Origin of the sequence: Burkholderia sp. Se-20378 (assembly GCF_017104665.1) — a bacterium.
Lineage (GTDB): Bacteria > Pseudomonadota > Gammaproteobacteria > Burkholderiales > Burkholderiaceae > Burkholderia > Burkholderia lata.
The window spans coordinates 1-11,186 of record NZ_JAAGPG010000276.1 but is presented as its reverse complement, the minus strand read 5'-3'; the positions used below and the strand labels follow the sequence as shown (position 1 = coordinate 11,186).

General features: G+C 66.5%; 13 protein-coding genes. 6 read left to right on the top strand and 7 right to left on the bottom strand.

Translation table 11 applies throughout. The annotated features are described in order from the left end of the window. Together G3N93_RS24655 and G3N93_RS24650 are read left to right on the top strand one after the other, a co-directional pair. The coding region (locus tag G3N93_RS24655; protein ID WP_206134152.1) for a DUF1176 domain-containing protein at window positions 1-540 on the top strand (540 nt) is incomplete at its 5' end. Window positions 541-602: 62 nt separating this feature from the next. Beyond that, window positions 603-1,898, top strand: a complete 1,296-nt coding sequence (locus tag G3N93_RS24650) for a nitrite reductase (protein ID WP_206134151.1) — start codon at window positions 603-605, stop codon at window positions 1,896-1,898. Between the two features lie 36 nt (window positions 1,899-1,934). Here G3N93_RS24650 and G3N93_RS24645 read toward each other — a convergent pair whose 3' ends face one another. After that, window positions 1,935-2,603, bottom strand: coding sequence for an O-methyltransferase (locus G3N93_RS24645; RefSeq protein WP_174938933.1), 669 nt, complete (start codon window positions 2,601-2,603; stop codon window positions 1,935-1,937). Between the two features lie 132 nt (window positions 2,604-2,735). Between G3N93_RS24645 and G3N93_RS24640 the strand changes: the two genes are divergently transcribed. Together G3N93_RS24640 and G3N93_RS24635 are read left to right on the top strand one after the other, a co-directional pair. Continuing rightward, window positions 2,736-4,031 carry an O-acetylhomoserine aminocarboxypropyltransferase/cysteine synthase family protein gene (locus G3N93_RS24640; RefSeq protein WP_206134150.1) on the top strand — a complete coding sequence of 432 codons (1,296 nt, stop codon included), beginning with the start codon at window positions 2,736-2,738 and terminating at the stop codon, window positions 4,029-4,031. 185 nt (window positions 4,032-4,216) lie between these two features. Continuing rightward, a complete protein-coding gene (locus G3N93_RS24635; RefSeq protein ID WP_174938938.1) occupies window positions 4,217-4,942 on the top strand; it encodes a ZIP family metal transporter in 726 nt (241 codons plus the stop codon). A gap of 22 nt (window positions 4,943-4,964) precedes the next feature. Here the strand turns inward: G3N93_RS24635 and G3N93_RS24630 are convergent, their stop codons facing one another. Together G3N93_RS24630 and G3N93_RS24625 are read right to left on the bottom strand one after the other, a co-directional pair. Beyond that, on the bottom strand, window positions 4,965-5,468 hold the full coding sequence (locus tag G3N93_RS24630) for a hypothetical protein (protein WP_174982365.1): 504 nt from the start codon (window positions 5,466-5,468) through the stop codon (window positions 4,965-4,967). Window positions 5,469-5,533: 65 nt separating this feature from the next. Then, window positions 5,534-5,809 carry a DUF4148 domain-containing protein gene (locus G3N93_RS24625; RefSeq protein ID WP_174982367.1) on the bottom strand — a complete coding sequence of 92 codons (276 nt, stop codon included), beginning with the start codon at window positions 5,807-5,809 and terminating at the stop codon, window positions 5,534-5,536. A 317-nt stretch (window positions 5,810-6,126) separates the two neighbouring features. Here G3N93_RS24625 and G3N93_RS24620 point away from each other — a divergent pair, with 317 nt between their 5' ends. Next, a complete protein-coding gene (locus G3N93_RS24620; RefSeq protein WP_174982369.1) occupies window positions 6,127-7,287 on the top strand; it encodes a porin in 1,161 nt (386 codons plus the stop codon). A 200-nt stretch (window positions 7,288-7,487) separates the two neighbouring features. On the opposite strand, the gene G3N93_RS41705 is transcribed toward G3N93_RS24620, so the two are convergent. After that, entirely contained in the window at window positions 7,488-7,892 is a 405-nt protein-coding gene (locus G3N93_RS41705) for a hypothetical protein (protein WP_241026682.1), read from the bottom strand. A 141-nt stretch (window positions 7,893-8,033) separates the two neighbouring features. Between G3N93_RS41705 and G3N93_RS24610 the strand changes: the two genes are divergently transcribed. Further along, window positions 8,034-8,321, top strand: coding sequence for a DUF4148 domain-containing protein (locus G3N93_RS24610; protein ID WP_174938946.1), 288 nt, complete (start codon window positions 8,034-8,036; stop codon window positions 8,319-8,321). Window positions 8,322-8,400: 79 nt separating this feature from the next. Here the strand turns inward: G3N93_RS24610 and G3N93_RS24605 are convergent, their stop codons facing one another. The 3 genes from G3N93_RS24605 to G3N93_RS24595 all read right to left on the bottom strand — a co-directional run. Beyond that, on the bottom strand, window positions 8,401-9,831 hold the full coding sequence (locus tag G3N93_RS24605; protein WP_174938948.1) for a heavy metal sensor histidine kinase: 1,431 nt from the start codon (window positions 9,829-9,831) through the stop codon (window positions 8,401-8,403). Next, window positions 9,828-10,511, bottom strand: coding sequence for a heavy metal response regulator transcription factor IrlR (gene irlR, locus G3N93_RS24600; RefSeq protein WP_089497548.1), 684 nt, complete (start codon window positions 10,509-10,511; stop codon window positions 9,828-9,830). The genes G3N93_RS24605 and irlR overlap by 4 nt, the downstream gene beginning before the upstream one ends. Continuing rightward, window positions 10,511-11,186: efflux RND transporter permease subunit (locus G3N93_RS24595; protein ID WP_206134149.1), on the bottom strand; the 676-nt coding region annotated here is incomplete at its 5' end. The genes irlR and G3N93_RS24595, both read right to left, overlap by 1 nt.

Here is an 11,186-nt window from a genome sequence, read left to right as displayed (position 1 = left end):
CCGGCGCCGCCGTCGGCCGCCAGCCTGTCGGCCGCCGAGCAGCGCCCGCTCGTCGACGCGGTGCTCGCGAAATTCGGCGGCGACGTGAAGCAATGTGCGGCCGATGTCGAAGACGAAATGTCGGCGAGCGATCGCAGGAAGGCATCGCGCGCCGTCGCGATCTCCGCCGACGAAGCACTGGTCGCGATACCGTGCCAGACCAGCAGCATGTATAACCACACCGACCTGTGGTATCGCGTGCGGCGAACTGCGCCCTACTCGCCGACGGCGATGAATTTCGGCGAGAACGCGAATGCAGGGCTCGATTCGGCGTCGTTCGCGAACGAACTGACCGAGGCCGGCTACGATTCCGCCAGCGCGACGCTGTCGAGCAAGGTCCGGCTGCGCAGTGCCGGCGATTGCGGCTCGACCGCATCGTGGATCTTCGACGGCCGCCGCTTCATGCTCGGCGATATCGCCACGCACGGCACCTGCAACGGCCTGTTCGACGATCAGTGGCCACGCCTGTATCGGCGGGCCGATGCGGCAGGAAACCACTGACGCACGCATCGCACTGAAACGCGCCGGCATGGATAACCCATAACAAACCGAGGGGCCGAACCATGCATCACCCGTTCATCACCGCGTCGCGCCTCGCGACCGCGACGCGGCGCACGCGCGGCTGGCGCAGCGTGCTTGCGTTCGCACTGGTCGCCATCACCGCATTCGCGTCGGCGCCGGCGCGTGCGACCAACGCCGACGATTCGGTCGAAATCCCGTTCTGGTCGCACAACTGGACCGGCACGATCGGCAACCGGCATGTCGAAGTCTCGTTGTCGCGTGTGGCCGACACGGTATCGGGCTGGTACTGCTACGCGCCCTGCACGTCCGACAAACGCTATCGGCTCGCCTTGAAGGGAACACTCGACGCGCACGGCGCCACGCTGTCGGAACGCGACAGCGGCGCGAAAGCCAACGCCGATCGCGTAACGGGTACGTGGCACGTCGCCTCTCTCGACAACGCCGTGACCGGCACGTGGGCATCGCCGGACGGCAAGCGCACACTGCCCGTCTCGCTCGCACCGAAACAGGACGGCAGGCCGTTCCCTTACGAGATCCGCCTCGTCGCGGACAAACTGCCCGACGACAGCGGTTCGTGCAACGACCCGCCGCACGTTTCCGCGATCCGCCTGTACGATCGCGGCCGCCTCGTGCAGACGCTTCAGACGGATTCGCAAGGCACCTGCGGCCTGCCCACGCCCGATTTCGCCGACGTGAATTTCGACGGATGGCCCGACCTGATGCTTGCGCAAGGGATGGGGGCAAGCCCGAACATTCCATACCAGACGTGGATTTACGATCCGAAGACGCGGCATTTCATCGATGCGCCGCAGGGGCTGCAGGGCATCACGTCGCCGGATTTCGATCCCGTACACCGGATCATCTGGACGAGCTGGCGCGCGAGCTGCTGCGAGCATGGCGTGACGACCTACCGCTGGCAGGGCAACGACGTGAAGGAAGTCGACACGGCCAGCAGCTACATGCTGCCGGTGCTCGACGGGAACACGCGTCGTTATTGCTACGTCGTGCCCGCCTACGGCGACGGTTACATCGAGTTTCCGCAGCGCATCGAGCAGACCGACACCGGGCTGCGTTCGACGCTTGGCGACCCGAAAGATTGCGAAACGAGCGATTCGCCGTCGACGACACGCGCCTATATCGATATCTGGAAGCCGGGTTCACCCGGCCACGCGCCGACGCTGGTACGCACCGAAAAGGTCGCGTGGAAACGCACGCAAACCCGCGCCGGCATGAAGTTCTGCCCCGAGATGCCGTTCTACGACAACGGCCGCATCCGCCGCATCGTGCTGCGCGACGATCCCGACCAGTGCGAAGAGAAAAATCCCGACAAGAACTAGCGTGCGGTGCGACCGCACGCGCGTACCGCCATCACGTCACGCGCCGACGATCGAGATCGAGAAGCCGTCCCAGCCCTTCTGCCCGACCGTCTGCACGGCCGTGGTCGTGAGGTTCGGGGCGGCCACGAGACGCGCGAACCCGTCGCGCACACCGACCACGTCGGGCTCGCGATTGTCCGGATCGGCCACGCGCCCGCCGCGCACGACGTTGTCGACGACGATCACCGTGCCGGGGCGCGACAGCTTCAGCGCCGCATCGAGATAGACCGGGTTGTTGTCCTTGTCGGCATCGATGAAGATGAAATCGAACGGCGCTTCACCCGCGTCGATCAGCCGCGCGAGGCTGTCCTTCGCGCTGCCGACCACCACCGTCACGACTTCCGCGAACCCGGCGCGCGCGATGTTCTGCGTCGCGACCTTCGCGTGCGCGGGGTTCAGTTCGAGCGTCACGAGCGTGCCGCCCGGCGGCAACGCGCGCGCGAGCCAGATCGTGCTGTAGCCGCCGAGCGTACCGACCTCGAGGATCCGCCGTGCGCCGCGGATCGTCGCGAGCAGTTGCAGCAGCTTGCCCTGGTTCGGCGCGACGTTGATCGCGGGCAGCCCGGCCGCGTCGCTCGCCGCGAGCGCGGCGTCGAGCGCGTCGTCGGACGGCACGAGCGTCGCGGAGAAATACGCATCCACCTGGTTCCAATGATCCTGATTCATCGTGCACCCCTTGTTTGCGGAACAGGCATTTTATGCGCCGCATCGCCATAAGCAACAAACCATTCGTTCTAAGAGCGGTCGCGCGCGTGCTCCTATAATCGCTCGACCACCACAACAACAGACGGAGCACCCATGACCGATCAGGCCGTATCGAACTGGCGCCTCGAAACCATCGCCGTGCACGGCGGATATCGTCCCGACCCGACCACGCGCGCGGTCGCCGTACCGATCTACCAGACCGTTGCGTACGCATTCGACGACACGCAGCACGGCGCCGACCTGTTCGACCTGAAGGTCCAGGGCAACATCTACACGCGGATCATGAACCCGACGACGGACGTGCTCGAGCAGCGGATCGCCGCGCTCGAGGGCGGCATCGGCGCACTGGCGCTTGCATCGGGGCAATCGGCCGTCACGTACGCGATCCAGACAATCGCCGAAGCCGGCGACAACATCGTGTCCGCGAGTTCGCTGTACGGCGGCACCTACAACCTGTTCGCGCATACGCTGCCGCAATACGGGATCACGACGCGCTTCGCCGATCCGCGCGACCCCGCCTCGTTCGAGCCGCTGATCGACGCACGCACGAAGGCGATCTTCGCTGAATCGGTCGGCAACCCGCTCGGCAACGTCACTGACATCGCGGCGCTCGCGGAAGTCGCGCATCGCCACGGCATCCCGCTGATCGTCGACAACACGGTGCCGTCGCCGTACCTGCTGCGCCCGTTCGAACACGGCGCGGACATCGTCGTGCACTCGCTGACGAAGTATCTCGGCGGGCACGGCACGAGCCTCGGCGGCGCGATCGTCGATTCGGGCAAGTTCCCGTGGGCCGAGCATGCGGACCGCTTCAAGCGGCTGAACGAGCCCGACGTCAGCTATCACGGCGTCGTCTACACGGAAGCGTTCGGGCCGGCCGCCTATATCGGCCGCGCGCGCGTGGTGCCGCTGCGCAACATGGGCGCGGCCATCTCGCCGTTCAATGCCTTCCAGATCCTGCAGGGGATCGAAACGCTGGCGCTGCGCGTCGAGCGGATCAGCGACAACGCGCTGAAGATCGCGCAGCATCTCGCGCGTCACGAAAACGTCGAATGGGTGAACTACGCGGGCCTGCCCGATCACCCCGACCATGCGCTCGTCGCGCGCTACCTGTCGGGCCGCGCGCCCGGCATCCTCACCTTCGGCGTGAAGGGCGGACGTGACGGCGGCGCGAAGTTCCAGGACGCGCTGAAGCTGTTCACGCGGCTCGTCAACATCGGCGACACGAAATCGCTCGCGACGCACCCGGCATCGACGACGCACCGGCAACTGTCGCCGGCCGAACTTGCGAAGGCCGGCGTGAAGGAAGAAACGGTGCGGCTGTCGATCGGCATCGAGCATATCGACGACCTGCTCGCCGATCTCGACCAGGCGCTCGCGCAGCTTTGACCGGCACGGGCGCGCCGGCCTGCCGGTGCGCCCTGCCTCGAATGTGTTGACCTTGAAGCGGCTTCAAGGTGTTCAATCCCCGGTTGATGCCGGGGAAACGCCCGGCGCGTACGAACCCCCGTACCATGTAGCCGGGCAGCCAGACGCCGAGCCCGCTGCGGTACGCCAACCGTCCGAGAGGCCTCATGACACCGACCGCGAAGCTTGCGCTGCTCACGTTACCGCCCTTGCTGGCGGCCTGTTTCGGCGCCGTTGCGGCCGCCTGGCGCGCCCCCGGCCCGAAAACGTCGAGCGTCATCCAGCATTTCACCGGCGGCATCGTGTTCGCGGCCGCCGCGCTCGAACTGCTGCCGCAGGACCGTGCGCATGCGCTGTTTCCGGTCGTCGTCGGCTTCGTGCTCGGCATCGCGCTGATGCTTGCGACCCGTGCATTGTCGGGTGCGATCGAGACGCGCTTCGAGGAAGCGCGGCTGCCCGTGAGCCTCATCATCGTCACCGCGATCGATCTCGTCATCGACGGCCTCGTGCTCGGCATCGCGTTCTCCGCGAGCGACGAAAGCGGCATCATCCTGACCGTCGCGCTGACGCTCGAGGTGCTGTTCCTCGCGCTGTCGGTCAGCGCGGCGCTCGCGGCCGCCGGCATTGGCCGCCTGCTGTCGATCGTCGTACCGGTCGGGCTCGCGGCGCTGCTGAGCGTCGCGGCCGTGGCCGGCAACGCGGCGTTCGCCGGACTTCCGCCCAATATCTACGCGGCGCTGCTCGGGCTGGGCACCGTGGCGCTGCTGTACCTCGTCACCGAAGAACTGCTGGTCGAAGCGCACGAGGTACCTGAAACGCCGTTCGCGACGGCCGCGTTCTTCATCGGCTTCATCGTGTTCTTCCTGATCGAAGGATCGGTGAAGGCCGGATAAGCCGGCCACGGCGGCGCGCCGGCTACCACGTCGTCGCGCCGGTCGGATACGTGTCGACGATGCGGGTGCCGTTGACGGGCGTCACGCCCTCGTTGCGCAGCGCGGCCCACAGGTCGATCGCATGTTCGCGCGACTTGCGGCTGCCGTCGTCGGTCAGCACGTTCAGCGCGATCACTTCGTCGCGTGTCGTCAGTTGCAGTTGCTCCTTCAGCTTGCGCGACTGATGCGACGCGGTGCGGACCTCGCCGAGCAGGATCCGCTTCGCCGCGCCATTCGATCCGTCGCCGGCATCGGCCGGCACGAACGTCAGCCGGCCGTTGTCGACCTCGCACTGCCCGCGCGTGAACGTCGCGCTCCACGCGCCGGCCGGCACGGTCGCGAACTCGCAGCGCATCCGCTCGTTCGCGCGCCGGCCGACATCATGCGCCGACGCGTGCGACAGCGCACGCTCCGGCCAGCCGGCCGCCATCGCGGCCGTCGACATCAGACACACCGCGAGCACGATTCCTTTCGCGAAATTGCGCATGACACTCTCCTCTTCGTGTGGGATGCGGCCGGCGGGCACCACGCCGGGCGGCCGCGAATGACCGATCAACGAACCGCAAAACGGTTGTCGTGCGCATCGACCAGCGGCGCCGTCTCGCCGCGATGCACCGACGCGCGATGGATTTCCTGGTTGCGCGCGACGGTGGCCGGGCTCGCCGGGTAGTCGTGATTCGGGCTCGGAATCACGCCGTCGTGGCGCGCACGCACCAGTTCCTGACGGACTTCCTGTCGGGTCTTCTGCTGCGCGGCCACGGCCTGCGAAAAAGCCGCCATCGACAGCGCGGCAGCGGCGATGACGATCATCGGTCGCGGAAGGTTCATGTTGTTCGCTCCTTGCTTGGAAAGCCGTGACAGGAGCATTCACTTTGAGCCGGCAGCGGTGCGGAATCGTGATCGCAGCATGACGGTTTCGTCACCGCTTCGACAGGCGCTGCATCGCACTGCGAATGAAAAATCGTCGTCAGTTTCTGCGCCCATGACGCGTCGATGACATTTTTCTCATTTGTCCCTCACCTTCACGATCCGAACGCTTTCCAGAATCGGCAGCGCCATTGCGATATTCCGCGCCCGCCGGCACCACGCGCGGCGCGGAATCGACCGATGCACGAAACGATCATCTTGAACTTCAGGGGCACTCCATGAAAACTCCCGTTCGGCTCGCCATGATGTCGGGTGCGCTACTCGCAACCGCTCACGCGGCACACGCGTCGGAAGTCACGCTATACGGCCTGTTCGATACGTCGCTGACGTACGTATGGAACGCCAACGCGGACGGCAAGAATCTCGTCGGCCTCGGCAACGGCAACCTGCTCGGCAACCGCTTCGGCGTGAAGGGTACGGAAGATCTGGGCGGCGGGCTGAAAGCGATCTTCACGCTGGAAAACGGCTTCAATCCGAACACCGGCGCGCTCGGGCAAGGCAACCGGATGTTCGGCCGGCAGGCATTCGTCGGGCTCGAAAGCGCGCGCTGGGGCACGCTGACGCTCGGCCGTCAGTATGACGCGCTCGCGGATGTCGCGTGGCCGGTCACCGGCGACTTCTACTTCGGCAGCGTCTACGCGACACCCGGCGACGTCGACAACTACGACACGTCGTCGCGCACCGACAACGCGGTGAAATACACGTCGCCGGTGATCAACGGATTCCAGTTCGTCGGCATGGTTGCGCTCGGCGGTGTCGCCGGCAAGAGCGGCGCCGGGCAAACCTGGTCGGCCGGCCTGTCGTACAGCAACGGCCCGGTCGACGTGGCGGGCGGTTATTACTACGCGGCCAATCGCTCCTCGCTCGCCAACGGCATCCGGACCGGCTGGAACGGCACCTCCGACGGCACGTTCGACGGGTCGCTGGTCAATGGCGGCTACATCTCCGCGAAATCGATCGGCATCGCGCGCGGCGCGGTGCGCTACAACTTCGCGCCGTTCGCGGTCGGCATCGACTACAGCAACGCGCTGTACAAGGCCGATGCGATGTCCGCGTTTCGCAGCACGCAGAAGTACGACACCGCACGCGGCTTCTTCAATTACCAGGCTACGCCCAGCCTGCTCGTCGGCGTCGGCTACAGCTATACGCGTGCCCGTGGCGATACGAGCGCGACCTACCATCAGGTGTCCGCCGGCGCCGATTACGTGCTGTCGAAGCGTACCGATCTCTACGCGGTCGGTGCGTGGCAACGCGCGAACGGCGAACAGCGCACGCTCGACGGCGGCACGCAAACGGCGCAGGCGTCGATCGGCTCGTACGGCTATGGCGGAACGCGCACGCAGGGGATCGTCAATCTCGGGTTGCGCCACCGGTTCTGATCGCGGCGACCAACTGCGCGTCGCGTGACGAAAATTTCATGTTCCGATCAGGTTCGCGAAGCATCGTATCGCTACGATCGGAAATGTGACGGGCAGCGCCCGTTCCAGACCACGCAAGCGGGTCGTTGCCGCACGGCACGTCACGCGTTAGGCCCGGACACGTCGAGTGCCGGGCCTTTTTTTGGTCGCGGCCCCGATGATCAGGGTGTCGAAATGCGCTGCGGGAACAGGCACGTATGCGTTTTCACATACAGGTTCGGATTGCCGCAGCGATGCCCGGCGTAGTCGATCTGCTCGCCGGGCATGAGATCGGCCGGCACCGGCTTTTTCGCAGCGGCGGGCTTGGCCTGCGCAGTGGGCGCGGTGCCGGAACGTGTCGATGCGCAGCCCGAGAACAACGGGACGATCAGGACTGCGATCAAGGCTAGGCGAATGGCGGGACGATGCACTTTTCGGTCCGGAAGGGAAGTCTGAGCGAGGCCGGACGCTTTCCATACAGCTATCGCGAACGGCATGAATGCCGCCGGCCACATCGGCCATCGGCAGACTTCATGTTCCGCTTCCGGCTCATCGCGCTCATGACGTGAACATGACGATTGCGTCATGTCGGTCGCGTCGGAACGGCGCCGCTCCTCCTCACGCAATCTGACGCATTTTTCATCTCGCGATCACGATCACGCACGGCTGCTTTCGCATACTGGGTCCATGGTTCGCCACCCGGCGGCCCTGATCAAGGAGAGCACTCGATGAAAACGGCAAAACTCGCAGCACTGTTCGTCACCGCCACGCTGTCGCTCGGCATGGCCACGCAGGCCGCATTTGCACAGACGCAAACGCAGGGCAAGACCCGCACGCAGGTCGTCAATGAACTGAAGCAGGCGCAGCACGACGGCGTCGTGCCGGTGAGCAAGACGCAATATCCGCCGACCGGCGAGCTCGTCGCACGCAACAAGGAGCTTCACGGGATTTCGGTGCATGGCGGCGAGAAGAAGCCGCAGACCGACAACCACGACAACCTGACCGCGCAGAAATGACGCTCGGCCACTCGACCGCGGGCAGCACGCCGCGCGCAGCCGCCTTTTGGCGAACGCGCGGGCGTGCCCGCCGGCGGTGTCAGGTATGGATGGCCGCCGGCCGATTCAGCTCGGCCGGCCGTCGCGGAAAGCGCAGCCAGAACGTCGTGCGCCGGCCGGGGTCGCTGTCGACCCCGCATTCGCCGCCGTGATTGTCCATGATCGACCGGACGATCGCGAGACCCAACCCCGTCCCCTGCGCCGAATTGTGCCGAGACGGATCGACACGATAGAAGCGCTCGAAGATCCGCCCGACGTGCTGGGCCTCGATGCCGGGCCCCGTATCCGACACGGCGATCGTCGTTCCTCCGCCCTGCTCCACGCAATCGATCGTCACGACGCTGCCGCGCGGCGCGTAGGCCAGCGCATTCGACAGCAGGTTGCTCAGCGCGCGCTGATACAGCGTCAGATCCGCATCGACCCACGCATGGCCGTCGACCTTCACGGTTACGCCGGCATCCTCCGCCAGCGGCTCGTAGTAGCCGGCGACGCGCCCCGCTTCCTCCGACGCATCCAGGCGCCGCACGCTGATTGACGTGCCGGCCTGTTCCGAACGCGCGAGAAACAGCATGTCCTCGATCATCCGCGACAGCCGCTGGTATTCGTCGATGCTCGACTCGATCACGTTCCGGTATTCCTCCGCGCTGCGCGGTTGCGACAGCACGACCTGCGCGGCCGCCTGCAGGTTCGTGAGCGGCGTGCGCATGTCGTGCGCGAGATTCGACGAGAACTGGCTCAGCCGCGTGAACGATTCGTTCAGCCGCTCCAGCATGCCGTTGAACGCATGCTCGAGTTCCTTCAACTCGCCGGCCGTATCGAGCGCCGGCAGCGGATGGGCGAGCCGGCTCGTCGACATCTGTTCGGCCCGCGCCGCGAACCGCCGCAGCGGGCTCAGCCCGAGCGCCGCGATGCCATATGCGATCGCGGCCGCGAGCACCACGCCGAACACCTCGATCACGACGATCGTATAAGCATGCGTGCGCAGCAGCAGCACGTCGGCGCTGCGGTCGTACTGCACCACGACGCGCACCACGGGCGCGCCTGCGCCCGAGCCGGCCAGCGGCACATTCGTTACCAGATACTGCTGCCGCGCGCCGGGCGGTGCGACACCGACCGGCACGCGCCCTGCATCCAGCGACATCAGCGGCGCAACCAGGCGGAAGCCGGGTGTGCCGACGAGGCGCGTACCCGAGGCGTCGAAGATCGCCAGATCCATGTTCGGATGGCCGTGCAACTGGTCGATCCAGATGTCGGTGTTGCGCGCGACGTCGGCCGTCGAGCGCGCTTCGGCCAGGTGCGCACCCAGCGCGGCGGAAATGCCGGACATCTGCTCGGCCGCCGTCGTTTCGACGCGATTGCTCAGCGCCTCGTAGAGCGCGACGCCGCTCGACGCGAGGATCACGGACGTCGACAGGATGATCAGCGCGGTCAGGCGTCCGCGCAGCGTGCGCGGCAGCAGGCGCGCGATCATGTCGCGCTGCCGCCGCGCGCCTCGAGCACGTAGCCCATGCCGCGCACGGTGTGGATCAGCTTCGGGTCGTACGCGTCGTCGATCTTCGAGCGCAGCCGCCGGATCGCCGAATCGACGACGTTCGTGTCGCTGTTGAAATTCATGTCCCACACTTGCGACGCGATCGTCGCGCGCGGCAGGATCTCGCCCTCGCGGCGCATCAGCAGCCACAGCAGCGCGAATTCCTTCGCGGTCAGCAGGATCGTGTCGCCCTGCCGGGTAGCCTTGCGGCGCGTCAGGTCGAGTTCGAGGTCGGCCACGCGCAGCGTGTTCGAATCGCGCGGCTGGCCGCGTCGCAGGATCGACTTGATGCGCGCGGTCAGCTCGACGAAATCGAACGGCTTCGCGAGGTAGTCGTCGGCGCCGAGCTCGAGCCCCTTCACGCGATCGCCGACGTCGTCGCGCGCGGTGAGGAACAGCACGGGCGTCGACTTGCTGCGCCGCAGGTTCTGCAGCAGCGTCCAGCCGTCCTGGCCGGGCAGCATCACGTCGAGCACGAGCAGGTCGTACTCCTCGGTCTCGGCCTGGTGCTGGCCCGTGATGCCGTCCTCGACCCAGTCGACGACATAGCCGGCCTCGGTGAGCCCCTTGCGCAGGTACGCGCCCGTCTTCGGTTCATCTTCGACAATCAGAATTCGCATCACGCATTTCCCTTGAAGAAACCCAGCCGGCGCAGCACGCCCGAGCCGAAGCCGCCGCGCAACGCCGCGCGCCACGACACCGCATGGCTGCCACGGTACAGCACGGGCAGCACCAGCAGCGTCAGCGCCGTGGACGACAGGATACCGCCGATCACGACCGTCGCGAGCGGGCGCTGCACCTCGGCGCCGGTGCCGGTCGCGAACGCCATCGGCAGGAAGCCGAGCGACGCGACGAGCGCGGTCATCAGCACCGGCCGCAGCCGCGTGAGCGCGCCTTCGCGCACGGCGGCCTCGAGCGGCATCCCTTCATCGCGCAGGTTGCGGATGAACGAGATCATCACGAGCCCGTTGAGCACGGCCACGCCGGACAGCGCGATGAAGCCGACCGCCGCCGTGATCGACAGCGGAATCCCGCGCAGCCACAGCGACACGACCCCGCCGCTCAGCGCGAACGGAATGCCGGTGAACACGAGCAGCCCGTCCTTCACGTTGTTGAACATCACGAACAGCAGCACGAACACCATGAACAGCGCGAGCGGCACGACGAGCTTCAGGCGCTCGCTCGCGCTTTGCAACTGCTCGAACTGCCCGCCCCACGACACCCAGTAGCCGGCCGGCACGCGCACGTCCTGCTGCAACAGCTCGCGTGCATCGGCGACGAACGAGCCGACGTAA